The organism is Natronococcus jeotgali DSM 18795, from assembly GCF_000337695.1.
Taxonomy (GTDB): domain Archaea; phylum Halobacteriota; class Halobacteria; order Halobacteriales; family Natrialbaceae; genus Natronococcus; species Natronococcus jeotgali.
In genome coordinates this window covers 40,273-56,178 of record NZ_AOIA01000128.1, presented here as the reverse complement: position 1 = coordinate 56,178, position 15,906 = coordinate 40,273, and the positions used below count along the sequence as shown (strand labels likewise).

Below are 15,906 nucleotides of genomic sequence, written 5' to 3'. Positions count from 1 at the left end.
CGGACGGAAACGCTGCGGTCGCGTCTGCGAGTGCGGCTGGCGTCTGGATCCGAACTGCAGCGAGAACCACGAGTCGTTCTGCCCGGTCCACGGCGAGGACCGGTGGATCGGTGCGTTCGAGGCGTAATCCGGGTTCCCCTAGCCTTATTTTCCGGGTCGGTGTTCGTCGGGTATGGTTCGGAGGGTGGTGCTGATCGGAATCGTCTGCCTGGTACTGGTAAACGGCGCCGTCGCCCCGGGCGTCGCGGCGGCCGCGGCCCAACCCGGCGACCCCGCGACGATCGAGCGACTCGACGACGCCGAGCGCGCGGCGCCGATACACGACGCCGTCGGATCGCCCGCGAGCCCGCAGCTCGAGGGCGACGAGATCGACCGACTGATCGAGGACGCGATGGCCGATCGCGACGTCGCCGGCGCTTCCGTCGCGGTCGTCGAGGGCGGCGAGGGCGTCCACGCCGAGGGGTACGGCACCGCCGACGCCGCGGCCGGGACGCCCGTCGAACCGAACGAAACCTCGTTCATGGTCGGCTCCGTCGCGAAGCTGACGGTCTGGACCGCGGTGATGCGAGGCGTCGAGGACGGCGAGCTCGAGCTCGACGAGCCGATCGGGACCTACCTCGAGAACTACTCCGTCGAGGGCGAAGACGAGATCACGCTCGCGCACCTCGGCACCCACACGCCGGGATACGAGGATCGGCTCCAGGGGCTGTTCGTCGACGACGCCGACGCGGCCGACGACTGGGAGGCGAAACTCGAGCGCGAGCTGCCGGCGCAGGTGCGGCCTCCGGGGGAGACGGTCGCGTACTCGAACCACGGCGCCGGGCTCGCGGCGCTGGTCGTCCAGGAGGCCGTCGGCGAGCCCTTCGAGGAGTACGTCGAGCGCGAGGTCTTCGATCCGCTGGCGATGGACGGGGCGACGTTCGAACAGCCCGTCCCCGACGATCGGAGGCCGGTTTCGCAGGGTCACGCCGCGACCGACGACGGCTTCCAGACCGACGACCCGACGATCGTCGGCGTTCCGCCCGCGGGTTCGATGAGCGCGACCGCGGCCGACATGGGGAACTTCGCGGCCGCGATGCTCGAGGACGGCGCCCTCGAGGACCCGTTCGTCCTCGAGGCCGAGTCGGTCGACGCGATGCTCGAGCAGCGGGCTACGAACCACCCCGCCGTCGCCGGCGTCGGCTACGGCTACATGATCGGCGAGCGCGGCGGCGAGCGGCTGGCCTGGCACACCGGCGGCACCGAGTACTTCAACACGCTGTTCGCGCTGTTTCCCGAGCGCGACGTCGCGCTGTACGTCAGCTTCAACACGGCCGGGACCACGCCCGCGCTGGCCGATGTCCTCGACGGCTTCGTCGAGCAACGTTTCGGCGGCGAGGAGCCGTCCCTCGAGCCCGATCCCGCCACCGTCGACCGCGCCGACGCGTACGAGGGCGAGTACCGCACCACCGCGTTCCGGACGACCCCCGAGAAGCTCGTCGGACTGGCGGAGTCGATGACCGTTGCCGTGACCGACGAGGGCTACCTCGAGGTCGGCTCGCCCCTCGGCGGCGGGGAGACGCGCTGGGTCGAGGTCGAACCGGGCGTCTTCGAGCCAGCCCCCGAGGAGGACGCGGGGATGCTCATCTCGACGCTGGCCATCGAGGGCGACGCCCTCTACGTGGACGCCCCGACGGCACCCTACGAGCGCGTCTCGTGGTACGAGACCGCGGCGGTCCAGCTCGGAATCGGCGTCGTCGCGACCGCGGCGGTGCTGTCGGCGCTGGTCGTCTGGCCGATCGGCGCCTACCGGAGCCGCGGCTGGGGTCGAATGCGGACCCACCTCACCCGCCCGCGGCTGGCAGTGCTCGGCGGCGCCGCGGCGGTGCTCGCGGCCGTCGTCGGCCTGCTCGCGAACGCTCTCGCGGATCCGACGCAGTTCGTCTACGGCTACTCGCCGTGGCTGCGGCTCGCGCTCGGGTTCTTCCTCGTCGTTCCGTTCGCCGCACTCGCCGCGCTCGCACTCGTCGGCCTCGAGTGGCGCCGGGTCCTCGCGGCCCGCGATCTCGAGGCGGGGTCGACCGCGCCGCTGGGGTTGGCGTACCTGACCGCGCTCGCGCTCGCGTTGGCGGTCCTCGCCTGGCAGCTGTGGTACTGGAACCTGCTGACGGCGGTCGGATTCTGACGCGGGCGTCTCGGTCGCCCGCGGTTCCATCGCCTCGGGGCGCGGAACGATCGAGTGATCGGAGATCGCCGTCCCCTCGAACTTCCGCCGACGCGGCACTCGCCCGACGTTGCGAGGCGTCGCGGAGCCTCCGCCGATATAACATTCGTATGTCTGTAATTCCGACCGACCACGTCCGGATCGGACGACCGCCGCAGTTCCCGTTCGCCCCTCGAAAACAGCGGGGCGGACACCCGTCCCGTTCCCGGTCCGTCGGTCGGTTCGGGCCCTGCCGAGCGCGAAGCGACGCGAGCCGTTTTCGCACCCGTGAAATAGTTAAGTGAATCGACGTTCTCGTTCGGAGTATGATACGTGATACCCCGAAACACGCGCTCGAGACCACCGAGCGTTCGCTCGAGATCCTGGAGACGATCGAACGGCTCGAGGGCGCGACGGTCACGGAGCTGGCAACGGAGTGCTCGCTCGCCCCGAGCACGGTGTACAAACACCTCGTGACGCTGCGGTCGAGGGGGTACCTCAACGAGCGGGACGGCACCTACCACGTCGGGTTCCGGTTTCTCAACCTCGGGGAGCACGCCCGACGACGGATCGAGGGGCGACAGCTCATCGAGGAGACGGTCCGGGAGCTGACCGCCGAAACCGACGAGGAGGTCGATTTCACCGTCGAGGACCACGGGCGAGTGATGACGATCATGGAGTCGTACCACAAGTGGGTCAAGTACGGCGACGACGGCGGCGCCGAACGGTACCGCGCGCGGATCGGATCGTACTACCGCATGCACTCGACGGCGACCGGGAAGGCGATTCTGGCGTCGTACCCCCGCGAACGCGTCGAGGCGATCGTCGACGCGTGGGGCCTGCCCGCGCGAACGGAACGGACCATCACCGATCGGGGCGAGCTGCTCGAGGAGCTCGGCCGAATCGCCGAGCGCGGGTACGCGGTCGACGACCGGGAGTACGCCGACGGGCTTCGAAGCGTCGGCGTCGCCGTCAACGGTCCCGACGGCGGCGTCGTCGGCGCGATCAGCGTTTCCGGCCCGAGCTACCGTCTCCACGGCGAGGTCCTCCGGACGACGATCCCCGACGCGGTCCGCGACGCGGTGGCCGACCTCCAGCGCGGACTGGTCGACGCGCGCTCCGAATAACCCCTCTCCGAACCGGTCGTTTTCGGAGAGCGAAAGCGGCGCTCGATCGGATCCGCGGGCACCGATCCGGTTTCGGAACCTAGTTTTATGTGATCACTCGAGGTAGACCGATATGTATGGTATTAGCAGGCACGACTTCGGTTCGTGCGGGAGCGACGGCATCGATTCCGAGGACGCGCTCGAGCGGAGGGGTCCGATGAGCGGTCGGGAGTACGCGCTCGCGTTCCCGATCTGGGTCGAGTTCGGCGCCGGTTCGAGCGAGGCCCTCGGCGACCTCGTGGCGTCGCAGGGCTGGGAGAAACCGCTGGTCGTCACCGACCGAGGGATCGTCGACGCCGGGCTGCTCGAGGGCGTCACGTCGTCGCTCGCGGCCGCGGGAATCGACCGCGCGGTCTACGACGGCGTCGAACCGAACCCGACGACGGCGATGGTCGACGAGGCGACGGCGGCGCTCGAGGCCGAAGGCTGCGACGCGATCGTCGCCGTCGGCGGCGGGAGCTCGATCGACGTCGGGAAGGGGGCATCCCTGATGGCGACGAACCCCGGGGAGGTCGCCGACTACGAGGTCAGCTCCCCGTCGGAGGTGGCCGACGCGCCGATCGAGAACCGGCCGCTTCCGCTCGCGACGGTTCCGACGACCGCCGGGACCGGGAGCGAAGTCGACTACTGGGCGGTCATCACGGACGAGGACCGGGAGTTCAAGATGGCGCTCGGCCAGTCGCCGCAGTACCCCGGCGGGCCGTACCTCGGCGCCGAACTCTCGGTCGTCGACCCGGTCCTGACCGAGTCCCTACCGCCGCGACAGACGGCCGCAACCGGGTTCGACGCGTTCTCCCACGCCCTCGAGAACCGCGTTTCGGCGACGTGCCCCCCGATCGTCGAGCCGATGGCCGAGCGCGTGCTGGGACTCGTCCCGGAGCACCTTCCGCGGGCCTACGACGACGGCGACTCCGAGGCCAGAGAACGGATGCTGTTCGGTTCCCACGTCGCGGGCTTTTGCGAGAACTTCGCCGGATTCGGCGCGATCCACTCGCTGGCGGAGACGACCGGCGGGATGTATCCCTCGATCCCCCACGGGGAGGCGATCGCCGCCTGCACCCCCGCCGTGATGCGGTACAACCTCGAGGCGGTTCCCGAGCGGTACGCCGAGGTCGCCGCGGCGATGGGCGTCGACACCGCGGGCCTCTCGACCAGGGACGCCGCGCTCGAGTCGGTCGCCGCGGTCGAACGGCTCGTCGACCGACTCGACCTGCCGTCCGGGCTCGGGGAGCTCGGCGTCGCGGAGTCGGACCTGCCGGAGATCGCGACGAAGTCCCTCGACACGATCGAGATCCACGACAACCCCCGCCCCGCGGACGCGGACGACCTCCTCGAGATCGCGACCGCCGCCTACTGATCGATCGCCCCGAGGCCCGCCTCGGGCCGATAGCGCCGCCCACGGAGCGACACGTGTTCCCAAAAGTCTAAGACCTACGGTCTCGAATGTCACGAGCGATGGGAAGCGCGTTCAGCGGACAGCTACGGGAGGCGCACGCGACCGCACGAGAGCGGGCGAACGAACTGAGCGACTGGGACGCCTGGATCGACGGTCGGTCCGTCGAGAGCGACGCGACCCTCGAGACGATCGATCCCGCGGTGAACGAGCCGATCGCGACGGTGGCGCGCTGTGACGCCGCCGACGTCGAGACTGCGGTCGAGGCCGCGGAAAACGCGTTCGACGCCGAGTGGTCCGGGTCGACGCCACGGGAGCGATCTCGGGCGCTGTCGGAGTGGACAGATCGGCTCCGCGATCGCGTCGAGGAACTCGCCTTCCTCGAGTGTCTCGACACCGGCAAGCCCCGCTCCCAGGCCCGCGGCGAAGTCGAGGGGGCGATCGACACGCTCGAGTACTACGCGTCGCTGTGTCGAGTCCAGGACGGCCGTCAGATCGCGACCGGCGACGACCTCCACCTGTACACGCGCACGGAACCGTACGGCGTCGTCGGACAGATCGTGCCCTGGAATTTCCCGATCTGGGCCGCCGCCTGGAAGCTCGGCCCCGCGCTCGCGACCGGGAACGCGACGGTGATCAAACCCGCGGCGGACTGTCCGCTCACGACGATCCGAATCGCCGAACTCTCCGAGGGGATCCTTCCCGACGGCGCGCTCAACGTCGTCCCCGGCACCGGGTCGGAGGTCGGCGCCGCGATCACCGCACACGAGGACGTCCGGAAGCTGTCGTTCACCGGGAGCGTCGGCGTCGGCACCGAGGTGATGAAGACCGCCGCCGACACCCTGACGCCGGTAACGCTGGAGTTAGGCGGCAAGTCACCGTTTCTGGTCTTTCCCGACGCCGATCTCGAGTCGGCGGTCGAAGCGGTTGCGAACGGGATCTTCTACAGCACGGGGGAGATCTGCGACGCGTTCTCCCGCGCGCTGGTTCACGAGGACGTCCACGCGGAGTTCGTCGACCGGTTCGTCGAGGCCGCCGAGTCGTACGTCCTCGGCGACCCGCTCGCCGAGGAGACGACGATGGGGCCGCTGACCTCGCGGGCACAGTACGAGACGGTCTCCGGCTACGTCGAGTGCGGGACCGACGAAGGGGCGACGCTGCTGACCGGCGGCGGCCCGCCCGACGAGGACGCGCTTCGGGACGGCTGGTTCTTCGAGCCGACCGTCTTCGGCGACGTCGATAACGGGATGACGATCGCCCGGGAGGAGATCTTCGGCCCGGTTCAGACGATCGATACGTTCTCGAGCTACGAGGAGGCGATCGAACTCGCGAACGACACTCGGTTCGGGCTGGCGGCCGGGATCGGCACCGAGCGAACCGACATCGCCCACGGCGCCGCGGCGGACCTCGAGGCCGGGGTCGTCTACGTCAACGAGTACGGTCCGATCCTGCCCGAAGCGCCCTACGGCGGGTTCAAGGCGTCGGGAATCGGCACGGATCTCGGGACGGAGGTGCTCGAGCACTACCAGCGCACGAAGTCGGTGTACGTCAACCTCGACGAACCCGACTGCTGACGCCGTCGGAGAACGCGATTCGCGAACCGACCGTGTGCGAACGGGCGTCGCTTCGCGCGACGCCGTCGAAAGCTATAACCCCCGGTGTGTGGTTGAGACAATCACGGTGGTTGATACCATGATACGCATCGGGGTCGATCCATCGACGGTAGCACCGGCGCTCGCCCGGACGCGACCATGAACCCGTGGTACCTCTTCGGGCTGGAGGATGCCCGTCGCGGAGAGCGCGGGCTCTTCGCCGTCACCGCGGCGTCGCTCGCGGCGCTTGCGGTCGTCGGCCTTCGGAACCCCCGCGGCCTCAACGAGACGATGAACGCGGCCTTCGAGTGGGTGCTGACCTACTTCGGCTGGTGGTTCATGCTCCTGGGAGTCGTGTTGCTGGTCTTCTCGGCGTTCGTCGTCTTCTCGAGGTACGGACAGATCCGAATCGGCGGACGGGATGCCGAGCCGGAGTTCGGTTTGCTCTCCTGGCTCGCGATGGTCTTCACCGTCGGGTACAGCGGCTCGATCATCATCTGGGGCGTCGGCGAACCGATATCGATCGTCGCGAACCCCCCGCCGGACCCGTCGCCGGTCGCGGGGGCGCCGATCGAGTCGCTCGCGCTCGCGTTCATGTACGTCCACGAGGTCTTCCCCGGACTCGCCATGTGGTACCCGCCGTTCGCGCTGGCGTTCGGACTGATCCTCTACACGCGGGGCGTCGAGGAGTACAAGTTCAGCGCGATGCTCGGGGTGGTGCTCGACGAAGACAGTCACCGCACGCTCTACTGGATCGTCGACCTGGCCGCGCTGATCGCGATCGTCGGCGGCGTCGCCGCGGCCATCGGGTTCTCCGCGCAGGTGTTCTCCGCGCTTCTCGGTTCCGTCTTCGGGCTACCGGCGACGGCCGTTACCTACGCCCTGTTCGCGCTCCTCGGACTCGTCTTTCTCGCCGACGTCTGGCTCGGGCTCCACAAGGGGATACAGAACGCGGCGCGAACGACGGTCGTCCTGATGCTCGTCTCGTTCGCCTTCCTCTTCGTCGTCGGACCGACGCTGTTTACCGTCGATCTCGGACTCGACGCGGCCGGGGTCTGGCTGGACAACCTGTTCCGACTGTCGCTGTACACCGCCCCGACCGCCGACGGCAACTGGGCCCACGGGTGGACGAGCTTCTGGTGGGCGTGGTGGGCCGCCTGGGGGCTGTTCGTCGGGAGCTTCGTCGCCCGCGTCTCGAAGGGACGAACGATCCGGGAGACGTTCGTCAGTCTAGTGTTCATCCCGGCCGGGCTCCTCTGGGTGCAACACTCGATCATCGGCGGCTGGGTGCTCGCGCCCGGCTACGTCGAGCCCGCGACGGAGGCGCTGAACAGCGGCGGGATTCCCGCCGCGATCGCGACCGCCGTGACGATCACGCCGTACGGCTCGGTGCTCGGCGTCCTCTTTATTCTCGTCATTGCGGGATACGTGCTCACCTCGCTGGACTCGGCGGTGTACATCCTCTCGTCGATCACGCTCGGCGACGAGAACCCCAACGCTCGCAACCGGGCGTGGTGGGGCGTACTGCTTTCGCTTCTCGGCGTGATGACGCTCGAGCTCCCCGTCTTCGACGCGATGCAGGCGTTCCCGACGGTGCTCGCGCTCCCGTTTACGCTGTTCCTGCTGGCGATCGCGTACGCGAGTTACGTCGCCGCGCGCGAGTACTACCACGGCGAACTGGACCGCGAACGGGGGGAGGCGTTCATCACGAACTACGATCCGGGGCCGTCGGACGGGGACGACGACTGAAGGGAGTTCGAACCCCGTCCGTCTCCGAACTCGTCCCACGTCCGCCGCGGCCCGACGGGCGAATCCCAGTCGGAATGTCTACCTCGCTCACCTATTATGCCTCTATAGAGATAGCTACCTATTCCAACTGGCGAATCGTAATTCGTGTGAGTGTACTCGAGTTGTTCCGCGCTAATATTGTTCTACAAACGAAATACTAGTCCGAACAACACCGGAGCGAATGTCCGTGGCCTCCACTTGCTCTCCTCTCGTTCACGGGCCGAAATAGCCCGTATTCCAGACTATTGGCCGCTTCCTGTCGTCTCCGAGCACGGCGAAAACGTCACAGGTCGGAAGATTTGGGGCCGTGAGTAGTTCTAATTAGGAGCAAAACCGATACCGCAAAGAAAACATCAAAAATATTTGCCGAAGAGAACGCGGGATTCGGTCGTCCCCCGTATCGGGCTCGCGTTCGGAGCGTCAGAACTGCGCTCTCGAGCGGCGGGTACCGAACTCGAGCGGTCATACGGTTTGCTGGAAGCCAGTTCCGGCGCAACCGCCAGACGGTTCGCGGTTACGCCGGGAAATCGGTACAGCAATCCGTATCAGAAGGGAATCCCGACCGTTGCGGCGACGAACAACAGCCCGGGAATCGACGCGGTCGCGAGCGCCAGCAGGTGGGGTGCGGGCGTCTCGCCGACGGCGGTCCTGGCGTTCGCGACGCCGGCGATCGTAAACAGCGCGCTGGCGACGAGAAACAGCGCGATCGACCAGAAGACGCTCGCGTCGTGACGGGCGCGAACCGCCGGGGCATCGAGCGTGTAGTGGAAGGCGAACAGGTCGGCCCACTGGGTGTTGTGAAACGCGTACAGCTGCGATTCCGATAGCGGCGCGACGTGGTGGACGTCGGGAACCAACCCCCAGATCCCGCCGACCGCGACGAGCCACAGCGGCACCCACGCGGGGAGCCGGAACCGGAGTGCGATCGGCGTCGCGACCAGGAGCGCGAGCGACGCGCCGAGCAGGAAGTGTGCGATTGCGGGAGCCATCGGAATCGACCGACCGGGGGGCCGGTCGAAGCGAGGTTCCACGCTCCGAGGCTTCAGTAATCGGCGGGTACAGCGACCGGTCAGACCGCGTACCGATCGATTTCCGATCGGCGCTCGAGGCGACCGACGCGGGGCCCTCGCGATCGATCCTTTCACCAGGGGAGCCGCCGCCCGGTTTCGACCGCCGGTAAGCGGACCTTGCTCGAGGACGGGACCGACGAGCTATCGGCGTCGAGACGGACGGTCCAGGGAGTCGTCGGGCGGGAAGCAGTCCAGCCCCTCCGCAACGCCGAACACCCGGTCGGCGTTCGTCCCGTCGGCCAGGGAGACGGTCTCGCTCCAGTCGGAGCCGATCACCTGTCGCTCCGCGAGCTTCGGCAGGTGGATCCGGGTCAGCCGGAACCGGGCGCGCTCGACCGCTCGCTCGTCGAGCTCGGCGGGCGCGAGCTGGTGGCGACGGGCGGCGACGCTCCGCGAGAGCTCTTCGACTCCGATCGCCCCGTCCAGCCGCAGCAGTTCGTGAAGGACGAGCTGGCGGTCGGCGCTGGCGAGTACCTCGAGCGCCTCTGTTCGGTCCATTGCTACGCGAACCCAGCGCCGGTACCCGCAAAACGCCTCGGTCAAATCACGTTGGGTCGGGCTGCAGTCGCAACCCGCGGACCGCCGATGCGACGGGACCGGACGCCGCGGTTCTCGAGGAGCCGTCCGGGGACCGTCCCGACCGCGCCGAGTGTCGATCCCTCGAGCGACCGTTCGCGGCATCCGCTCGAGTCGAGCGAATCCGAGCGAGCGGCGGCTCTCCGTCTCTCGAGTCCGGCGCCGCGACGGCGATCAGGCTCCGTCCACCGAGCGACCGTCGTCCTCGTCTCCGACGATATCGAACGACGTCGATCCGCACCGGCAGCCGTCCCTGGCGCCGATCGGCTGGACGGTCCCGTCGGATGCGATCCTGGCGGCGTAGGCGGACTCGCAGGACGTGCAGACGGCCATCCGTCGCCGGTTCCCCTCCTCGTCGTCCACCATGGGCCGCTCGTACGATCCGCGGCGTAATGATTGTACTGTCAGCTTCACGACTCGTTCTCGGTCGTCCCGACCGCTTCGGGGCTCGAGTCACCCTCCCGCCGGGCTCGCCGTACCGACGGCGGTCGACCAGAGTCCGGCGAGGGCGGCTCCGAACGTGAGGACGATCGCGATCGTGAAGCTCCCGGTGTAGGCGACGGTCGCGGTTCCGAGCGGCGGCATCACCAGCGCGACGACGCCGATCGCGACGTTGAAGACGCCGACGACGGCGGTGTCCTTCTCGGGGGAGTAGACGGTCATCACCAGCGGGATGTACAGCGTCGCGGAGCCGCCGAGTCCGAGCCCGATCAGGAAGATCGCGACCGGCAGCGTCGGTGCCGCGGAGACGAACAGCACGGCGATGCCCGCGGCGGCCGAAACCAGCGACGCGAGGAAGGCCCGCCGGGAGCCCACGACGTCGGCGAGGTAGCCCCCGCCGATCCGCGAGATGATGCTAACGCCGCCGATCAGGCCGAACGCGGCCGACGCGCCCGCCTGGGTCAGCCCGCGGTCGGCGAACAGGTCGACGGCGTACGCCGCCAGCAGCTGGTACCACGCGAACGACAGCGCGATCCCGACGAACAGCAGCCGAAAGGTGCGAGTGCCGCCAAGTCGGGCGAGCCACGCCAGGAGTTCGTCGGCGCTCGCGGTCGATCGCTCGGCCCACCGGGGACGCCGGCAGACCAGCCCCGCGAGCAGGAACGCGACCGTCGTCAGGGACATGACGAGCAGGAAGCCGGAGCGAACCCCGAGCTCCGCGAGGACGAACTGCCAGACCGGCGGGAGGACGGCCAGCCCGAGCCCGTTTCCGACGAAGATCAGCCCCGTCGCGGCGCCCCGGCGAGCCTCGAACCACCGCGGGACGACCGACGCGAGAACCACGAACGCCGTCCCGAGCGCGAGTCCGAGGGTGGCGAAGACGGCGACCAGTCCGACGACCGACTCGGCGACGTACAGCGCTGGCGCCAGCAGCCCCGTCGCGAGCGAGCAGGCCAGCAACAGCGAGCGGGTACCGAGTCGGGTGCCGAAGACGCCGACGAGTCCGGAGCCGATGAAAAAGGTGAACAACATGACGGCGAACACGCCCGACAGCGCGAGCGGGGCGACGCCGAACGCGTCGCTGAACGGTTCGCGGAAGATGCCGTACGACAGCGGCGTGCCGAAGGTAAAGACCATCGCGACGGCGCCGGCGATCGCGACCAGCCAGCTGCGGCGCCCGTCGGGGCGTTCGACGCGTTCGGTGTTCACGACGTCCAGTCGACCGCGCTCGGTCGAAAGGATTCTGATCCGCGGCCGGGTCGTCGGGGCCGCCTCGAGCGGAGAGGGCGCGAGCAGGACGGGGTAGTTTATTCGTACCACTCCGCGTACTCGGAGCAGGACTCGCACGAGACGTGGGTGACCCACTCCTCGCCCCGCTCGTGTTCGGCCGGCGCGACGCGGGAGAGCTTTAGGTTCGTGGAATCGCACTCGGGACACTGCGGCGGGATCGACTCGCTCATTCGAAAACATGTCCAACGCAAACAATAATAAAAATTGTCATTACCCGGACGGAACCGTTCGGTCGCGAACGGGCCCCGCTCCGACGGCCCCGCTCTCCTCGAGATCGGTCGAGCCCGGTCGGTCGGGACCGCGTCGAAAGCGTCCCGAGTAGGCGATCCCCGACGCCCGGGTTTCCCCACCCTACGCCGTCGACGGTCGCGGACGGATCCGGTAGCCGATCGCTACGGCGCGACGTAGCCCGGGGAAAACGATCGCATCCGGTAATTACCCATATTCCGTGCGGGTGACGGTAGCACGATGACACGCCGTTCGAAGGACGAGGTACGGGTGGTCGAGAACCCGTTCGTCGCCGGCTCCGTCGCCGAAGCGCTGTACGACCTCCTCGGCCGAACCGGGGCGCCGCTGACCGCCGCGGAGTTCGCCGCGCGCGTCGATCGCGACCGCGACGCGGTCGCCGAGACGCTCGAGACCTTCGCCGCACTCGGCATCGTGACCGAGCGGGCCGGGTCGCCGCCGACCTACGCGCGCAACGACGCCCACTTTCCCCGAGACGCCGCGGCGGTGCTCGCCCGGGAGCGCTCGCTCGCGGATCTCGAGGCCCGCATGGACGAGCTCGTCGACCGCGTGTGGCGCTACCAGCAGCGATACGACGCCGAGACTCCGCTGGGCGTCGACGTCTCGAGCGCGAACGTAACCGAGGCCGACCTCTCCGACTGGGAGGCCGCCCGCGCGGAGCTTCGCTGCCACGAGCGCGCGCGTCGGCTCCGGCTGCACGACGCGGTGTCGAATCCGCCCGAGCCCGCGGAGCGGTCCTGATACCGCCTGACGACGGTACGAACGGGCCGCCACCGGAAGGGGAGGGGACTCGAGGCGGCGGGCGGCGTCACGGTTCGTAGGCGTCGCGGTGGATGACGAGCTCCTCGCCGTCGACCGCCACGGCGACGACTACCTCGTCGCCGTCGGCGTCGAACGGGACGGCGAGAAACCGCGTCGGCGGCAGCGTCTCGGCGTCGGCCGACCAGATCCGGCTGCCCTCGCCGAGGCGCTCCGAGTAGGCGACCAGCTCCGCGGCGTCGACGGCCGACGCGCCCGAAACGCGGACCGTCGCCATCTCCGTCTCCGGGTCGTACTCGACGCCGTCGACGATCCGGTAGCGCTCGTCGTCGATCGGATCGCCGTCGGGCACCGCCGCCGTCGGCTCCTCGTAGGGAAGAAAGACCTTCCAGTCGCCGCCCTCGGTGAGGACGACGAACCGCTCTACGATCCGGCCCCCGCCGCCCGCGGTCGGCTCGTAGCTCGCCTCGACGAGCGCGGCCGCCTCGCCCTCGAGGAGCGCCTCGAGCGACGCGGCGTCGAACCAGGACTCGATCCCGGGAACGTCGCGAACGTCGTCGGCGTCGAACTCCCCGTCGACGAGCTCGCGGTCGTAGTTCTCGAACTCGACCGACTCGTACGGCAGCCCCCGCTCGCCGATCTCGTCGATCGCCTCGGGACCGAACGGACTGGCGCTGTGGGTGCGGGTCGCCACCGCCTCGAGGTCGCCCTCGATCGCCGCCGCGACGTAGGCGTCGAGGACCTCGAGGGCGGGGTGTTTCTCGCCCGCGTCGTCGCTCGCGTCGCGTTTCCCGTCCGTCTCCTCGTCCGTCTCGTCCTCCTCGGTCGCGTTCTCGACGGACGGATCGGCGCGCGCTCCGTCCCGATCGTTCCCGTCACCGAGACAACCCGCGAGCGCGGCCGCGGCCGTCGCAGCCGCCCTCGCAACGTATCGTCGCCGTCTCATACTCGAGGTAGTGAAAATCAGGAGATAAATATCTTCTATTCTACCGGTCGGGGCGGGCGTCGACTGCCGTTCGGCTGTCCCCCGACGACCGGTCCGGTCACGACGCGGCGGGGAGATCGGTCGTCGCGTCGGATAGTAACGCGCTCGGAACGGTCGAGCAGCGCTTTTCTACGGCGACGACGTACTATGTCACATGCCAACACCGCTCGAGAATATCCGGCGGCGGTACGAGACGACCGAGAAGAAGTGCCCGGATTGCGGGTACGTCGACGAGGGTCGCAACTGGGAGAGCCGAACGGACGGGAAACGGGTGATCTACCGCCACGTCTGTCCCAGCTGCGACGCGAGCCGCGAGCACACGTTTCGACTGGGGTGAGCGAACGCCCGCGGCGATATAAAGCGTTATGCGCTCGAGGACGCTCTCTAGAGCGTGAATGTACCGGGTCGAGGCCGACGACCGACGGGGGGACCGATGGAGCTGAATCGTCGCGAGTTCGCCGCCGCGGGCGTCTCGCTGTCGACGCTGCTGGCGGGCTGTGCCGACGACTCGAGCGCTGACGACGGAAACTCGAGCGGTAGCGACGGGAACGGATCGGGAGGCGCCGGAAGCGAGGACGACGGAAACGAGTCGGAAGGCGGCGGAAGCGGGGGCGACGGAAACGAGTCGGAGCCCGAACTCGACGACGACGAGAGCGCGGCGTCGGGGGAAGCCAACGAGTCCGACGGAACCGCCGACGAGAGCGAGGCCGAAATCTACGAGGACGAGTCGATCTCCGGCGAGGTCTCGCTCTCGGAGGCCGCGGCGCGCCACCTCGAGGTCGAGCGCCACACCTTCACCTGGGCCGACGAGTCGCCCAGCGAGTTCTGCCAGGTCCACGCGATGCTCGCGAACGTCGGCGGCGCGGAGTTCACGGCCACCGCGACCGCCCGCGTCTTCGACGCCGACGGCAACGAGCTCTCCTCGACGACCGACCCCGGGATAGAGGGGCCGGAGCCGGGCGTCGACGACGCGGTCCACTCCTTCGAGCTGAACAACTGCGCGGACGCCGCCGCCTACGAACTCGAGATCGGCGACGTCGAGGCCGACGGCGACGGAGTCGAGCCCGTGGAGCGACACCTGTTGCGCGTGATCGTCCAGGACGGACTCGGCGACCCGATCGATAACGCAACCGTCAGCGTCGAGGAGCGCGGGCTCGGCGGCTGGGGGGAGACCCGGACGGTCGACGAGCACGGCCAGGCCGAGTTCGAGTTCCAGTCGGGGGCGTACACGCTCACCGCGACCGCCGAGGGGTACCCCACGCTGGAGGAGGTCGTCGAACTCACCGGAAACATGCAGTACACGGTGACGCTCCGGGCAGACGACTGAGAGCGGGCGCCGTCGCGAGCATCGCGAGTACGCGAGCCGGCCCCGTCTCGAGGGAGCGCGTCAATCGCGTCCGGCGACCCGCGTTCGGTCGGCGACCGACGCGGGCAGGGACCGTCGGAGTTTCTCGCCGACCCGTTGCGCGACCGGACGGTCGCGCTCGGGGGTGGCCGTCGCCGCCGCGTACCGGCACACCTCGTCGCGCAGCCGGCGGCGCTCGCGCCGCGTGAAGCGGGTGCAGCCGTCGTCGAGCTTCTCGAACGCGCGGCGCGCCGCGGGCGAAAGCGGCTCGGTCGCCGCGGGCGCGGCGGCTTCCAGTTCGATCCGATCGAGCAGGACGTGGTGGAGCACCCACCGCTGCGCTCTCGACAGCTCGAGGGTGGCCTCCTCGCGTTCGGTTGCGGCGGTCATGTGGCGTGCTCGGACCGTCGACGCGGATCCTCGAAACGGTGTTTCCAAATGGATTTGGCGGTGGTTGTGCGTGCAAGTCTCGCGTTCGTGACGGTCTCGCGGACGGACTCAACGACCGCGAGCGACGGGTCCGCCCGGCTCCGATCCCGAGGCCAAGCTATTTTGTCGCCGGCGCGCCCCCGTCGAGACGAATGGAGTACGACACGGCTCACGAGCGGTTCCTCGAGCTGGCGGCCGACCTCGACCTGTTCGATCGTCGGATCGACGGCGTCCCGTTCTGGGAGCGGGCCCGCTTCGAGATCCACAAGGTGGTCGTCCGGAAGACGACCGCGTTCGGACGGGCTCGCTCCGAAGCTCTCGGAACGCCGCGTCCGACAGCGAGACGCGCTTGAGGTTCGAGACGGTGTACTCGACGCCCATCTCGGCCGTCGAGGGGCGGTCGACGACGGCCTCCCGGTAGGTGTCCTCGAGCCGTCGCTTCTGGAACTTGACGGCGTCGACACCGGCCGCGGCGCTCGCGTCGACGAGGCGCTTGGCCCGCTCGAGACTTCCGTTGTGGTTGACCCCGGCCTCGGCGATCACGTACGCGGGCTCGCCCTCGCCGATCGCCCGGCCGTCGATCGACACCTGGACAGACATGTGTTCACCCAGTTATTCAGCCTACAAAACAGCTCTTGGATCCG

General features: G+C 68.9%; 16 protein-coding genes. 8 read left to right on the top strand and 8 right to left on the bottom strand.

Features of this window, described 5'->3' with window-relative positions; translation table 11 throughout:
- The first annotated feature begins 172 nt into the window (after window positions 1-172).
- The 5 genes from C492_RS14940 to C492_RS14920 all read left to right on the top strand — a co-directional run bounded on the left by C492_RS14940 (window position 173) and on the right by C492_RS14920 (window position 8,082).
- Entirely contained in the window at window positions 173-2,164 is a 1,992-nt protein-coding gene (locus C492_RS14940) for a serine hydrolase domain-containing protein (protein WP_008425055.1), read from the top strand.
- Between the two features lie 344 nt (window positions 2,165-2,508).
- A complete protein-coding gene (locus tag C492_RS14935; protein WP_008425053.1) occupies window positions 2,509-3,309 on the top strand; it encodes an IclR family transcriptional regulator in 801 nt (266 codons plus the stop codon).
- Window positions 3,310-3,421: 112 nt separating this feature from the next.
- On the top strand, window positions 3,422-4,705 hold the full coding sequence (locus tag C492_RS14930) for an iron-containing alcohol dehydrogenase (RefSeq protein ID WP_008425051.1): 1,284 nt from the start codon (window positions 3,422-3,424) through the stop codon (window positions 4,703-4,705).
- A gap of 98 nt (window positions 4,706-4,803) precedes the next feature.
- Window positions 4,804-6,315 (top strand): aldehyde dehydrogenase family protein, encoded by a 1,512-nt coding sequence (locus C492_RS14925; RefSeq protein WP_008425049.1) that lies wholly within the window; start codon window positions 4,804-4,806, stop codon window positions 6,313-6,315.
- A gap of 177 nt (window positions 6,316-6,492) precedes the next feature.
- Window positions 6,493-8,082, top strand: a complete 1,590-nt coding sequence (locus C492_RS14920) for a BCCT family transporter (protein WP_008425047.1) — start codon at window positions 6,493-6,495, stop codon at window positions 8,080-8,082.
- Window positions 8,083-8,666: 584 nt separating this feature from the next.
- Here C492_RS14920 and C492_RS14915 read toward each other — a convergent pair.
- From C492_RS14915 to C492_RS24705, 5 genes are all read right to left on the bottom strand, one after another.
- Window positions 8,667-9,110 (bottom strand): hypothetical protein, encoded by a 444-nt coding sequence (locus C492_RS14915; protein WP_008425045.1) that lies wholly within the window; start codon window positions 9,108-9,110, stop codon window positions 8,667-8,669.
- A 222-nt stretch (window positions 9,111-9,332) separates the two neighbouring features.
- Window positions 9,333-9,689 carry a DUF7344 domain-containing protein gene (locus tag C492_RS14910; protein WP_008425043.1) on the bottom strand — a complete coding sequence of 119 codons (357 nt, stop codon included), beginning with the start codon at window positions 9,687-9,689 and terminating at the stop codon, window positions 9,333-9,335.
- Between the two features lie 252 nt (window positions 9,690-9,941).
- Window positions 9,942-10,133 carry a hypothetical protein gene (locus tag C492_RS14905; protein ID WP_008425041.1) on the bottom strand — a complete coding sequence of 64 codons (192 nt, stop codon included), beginning with the start codon at window positions 10,131-10,133 and terminating at the stop codon, window positions 9,942-9,944.
- A gap of 87 nt (window positions 10,134-10,220) precedes the next feature.
- Window positions 10,221-11,528, bottom strand: a complete 1,308-nt coding sequence (locus C492_RS14900) for an MFS transporter (RefSeq protein ID WP_008425039.1) — start codon at window positions 11,526-11,528, stop codon at window positions 10,221-10,223.
- Window positions 11,516-11,668 carry a hypothetical protein gene (locus tag C492_RS24705; RefSeq protein ID WP_008425037.1) on the bottom strand — a complete coding sequence of 51 codons (153 nt, stop codon included), beginning with the start codon at window positions 11,666-11,668 and terminating at the stop codon, window positions 11,516-11,518. Before C492_RS24705 ends, C492_RS14900 begins: the two co-directional genes overlap by 13 nt.
- A gap of 298 nt (window positions 11,669-11,966) precedes the next feature.
- Between C492_RS24705 and C492_RS14895 the strand changes: the two genes are divergently transcribed.
- The gene (locus C492_RS14895) at window positions 11,967-12,485 is read left to right on the top strand and encodes a DUF7342 family protein (protein WP_049893106.1); all 519 of its coding nucleotides are present in this window, start codon (window positions 11,967-11,969) and stop codon (window positions 12,483-12,485) included.
- Window positions 12,486-12,552: 67 nt separating this feature from the next.
- Here the strand turns inward: C492_RS14895 and C492_RS14890 are convergent, their stop codons facing one another.
- Window positions 12,553-13,449 (bottom strand): hypothetical protein, encoded by an 897-nt coding sequence (locus C492_RS14890; RefSeq protein ID WP_008425033.1) that lies wholly within the window; start codon window positions 13,447-13,449, stop codon window positions 12,553-12,555.
- Between the two features lie 193 nt (window positions 13,450-13,642).
- On the opposite strand from C492_RS14890, the gene C492_RS14885 reads away from it, so the two are divergent.
- Window positions 13,643-13,825, top strand: a complete 183-nt coding sequence (locus C492_RS14885) for an HVO_0649 family zinc finger protein (protein ID WP_008425031.1) — start codon at window positions 13,643-13,645, stop codon at window positions 13,823-13,825.
- 96 nt (window positions 13,826-13,921) lie between these two features.
- Window positions 13,922-14,815 carry a carboxypeptidase-like regulatory domain-containing protein gene (locus C492_RS14880; protein ID WP_008425029.1) on the top strand — a complete coding sequence of 298 codons (894 nt, stop codon included), beginning with the start codon at window positions 13,922-13,924 and terminating at the stop codon, window positions 14,813-14,815.
- 60 nt (window positions 14,816-14,875) lie between these two features.
- On the opposite strand, the gene C492_RS14875 is transcribed toward C492_RS14880, so the two are convergent.
- Entirely contained in the window at window positions 14,876-15,223 is a 348-nt protein-coding gene (locus C492_RS14875) for a DUF7853 family protein (RefSeq protein WP_008425027.1), read from the bottom strand.
- Window positions 15,224-15,331: 108 nt separating this feature from the next.
- The gene (locus C492_RS23845) at window positions 15,332-15,862 is read right to left on the bottom strand and encodes an N-acetylneuraminate synthase family protein (RefSeq protein WP_008425025.1); all 531 of its coding nucleotides are present in this window, start codon (window positions 15,860-15,862) and stop codon (window positions 15,332-15,334) included.
- Window positions 15,863-15,906: the final 44 nt, after the last annotated feature.